The organism is Brevundimonas sp. (assembly GCF_036677305.1).
Taxonomy (GTDB): domain Bacteria; phylum Pseudomonadota; class Alphaproteobacteria; order Caulobacterales; family Caulobacteraceae; genus Brevundimonas.
The window spans coordinates 1-1,836 of record NZ_JAKFEB010000069.1; the positions used below are offsets into that span (position 1 = coordinate 1).

The 1,836-nt window shown below is 68.2% G+C and carries 3 protein-coding genes and 1 pseudogene; 2 read left to right on the forward strand and 2 right to left on the reverse strand.

Features of this window, described 5'->3' with window-relative positions:
* Positions 1–180: pseudogene (locus tag V6M42_RS04180) on the forward strand (rRNA methyltransferase); the annotation flags it as partial.
* Between the two features lie 184 nt (positions 181–364).
* Here V6M42_RS04180 and V6M42_RS04185 read toward each other — a convergent pair.
* Entirely contained in the window at positions 365–670 is a 306-nt protein-coding gene (locus tag V6M42_RS04185) for a hypothetical protein (RefSeq protein ID WP_332677348.1), read from the reverse strand.
* Between the two features lie 140 nt (positions 671–810).
* Positions 811–1,311, reverse strand: a complete 501-nt coding sequence (locus tag V6M42_RS04190; protein ID WP_332677350.1) for a hypothetical protein — start codon at positions 1,309–1,311, stop codon at positions 811–813.
* A 267-nt stretch (positions 1,312–1,578) separates the two neighbouring features.
* On the opposite strand from V6M42_RS04190, the gene V6M42_RS04195 reads away from it, so the two are divergent.
* Positions 1,579–1,767: a hypothetical protein gene (locus V6M42_RS04195; protein WP_332677351.1), complete on the forward strand. Its 189-nt coding sequence runs from the start codon at positions 1,579–1,581 to the stop codon at positions 1,765–1,767.
* The last annotated feature ends 69 nt before the right edge of the window (positions 1,768–1,836 follow it).

The following is a 1,836-nucleotide window of genomic DNA, read 5'->3' on the forward strand; positions in this document are numbered from 1 at the left end:
ATCATCGCCTTCCTGCGCCGGAACGCGGCCTTCAGGACCGCGCCCGCCGATCCGGTCGCCGTCGGCGCCCCGGAAGAGGCGCTGACGCCCGAGGGCTGGCTGCGCATCCTGCCGTCGATGTGGGCCGAAAAGGGCGGGGTGGACGGCTTCTTCGTCGCCCGTCTGGACCGGGTGGGCTGAGGCGGGGCGTCAGGGGCGCAGCTGCCGCGCTCATCGCCACGCCCAACCCTTGATTCTACGACACAGGGAAGCTCGACGCCGGCGACCCGGACGGGACGTGGGTTGCATCAGCCATCTGTGCCGCGGCGCCAGGTTTGACGCGTCGGCCGACCAGCCATGCGGGCGTCGCGGGATCGGTGAGGGATCAGCCGTCCGGGAACCGCGCGCCCTGCAGGCGGCGCAGCATTTCGCGGCTATTGATCCGGTCTTCCTCGGACTGCACGTTGTTGCGGCAGACCCGGCGGCCGAAACGCGAGCCCGTGACCGCCTCGGTGCGGCAGGTCTGGGTCGGCTGGACGGGGGCGGCCGTTATAGTCACGGTCGGCAGGTTCGCCGGCTCGGCCTGCGGCGCAGCGGTCTGTGCGGTCGCAGGAGCGGACGGGGCGGTCTGGGTCGGAGCGGGCTCCTGCAGGAGCAGGGCGGAGGTGAGCAAGGCGACGGGGAGGAACACCGGGAAATCCTCTCACAACAGCAATCCCGTATAGTGCCTCTCCCTGGCCGGGCATTGCAACCCCGCCGCGAGATCCTCCGGATCCGCTGCTCTTGATGGCGACACGGCGCCCGGCAGCCACGGGCCGCGCCGACCGTCGCCTATGGGTGGTTAGCGGACTCCGCGCCTGCAGGGGGCGGGAGTTCGCGGCCTTGAGCGGGAGACTGGGAAAAATTGAAGGCGGCGAATTCGATGTGGACCTCTCCCCGGTCCTCCGTTCCGTTCGCGCGGACCAGAAGGAAGCGATGGACCATCTCGGGCATCGAACCTGCGAACTCATCATAAAAGATCTCGGTCGGGCGCTTCAGCACCGCTTCGGCCAGAGCGTCCTGGCCAAAGACCACACGTGCATTCCGATAGGTGATCTCCGTGTGCCAGTAACCGCGCTGCTGGTCGCCCGTGAGAAGCCGGAGCCGCACATCGCCTGACTCGATGCTCACCCGGTCTACAAAAGCGTCGTGCAACCCGACCGTCGTCGCAAATCTCCAGACGGCCGTGTCGTGATCGAGAGCGTCGACATAGGCTTGATAAGCGGGCAGGACCTTGTCGTCCTCTTCGTCAGAGAGCTCGCCGTCGGCCCAGGCGCGGGTGAAGTGTTCCATGCCTTTTTGTGCGTGGAAGGTGCGGTTTCAGCAAGGTCCGCTAGGATCGAAAGCCGACCGTCGCCTGAGGGTGAAAAGCGGACCTGGGCGACCTCGGCAGTTTCCCCGGGCTATCACGCGCTCGCGGCGCCCCTCGCATCGGCGCGGGCGTCTCGACGGGCTGTGTCTCCGTCCATCTGGAAGCCCAGGTTAAAAACCGCCCAACAAAGCACGGCCAACGCCGCCAGGAAGATTGCCGCGAGAAGAGTTCGATAGAGAGCCACCGCATTGGGTCGCGCCTCCCGCTACCCTGCGCCGCGACCCGGCCTTCAAGACCGCCCCGCCGTCGCCGCCGAGGTCGGCGCCCCCGACGAGGCCCTGACCCCCGAGGGCGGGCTGCGCGTCCTGCCGTCGATGTGGGCGGAAAAGGGCGGGGTGGACGGCTTCTTCGTCGCCCGTCTGGACCGGGTCGCCTGAGGCGGGATGGAGCCGGAGAGGTCGCGGCGAATGTCCGCTAAGGGCCGGGAGCCGGCCGTCGTCTCAATG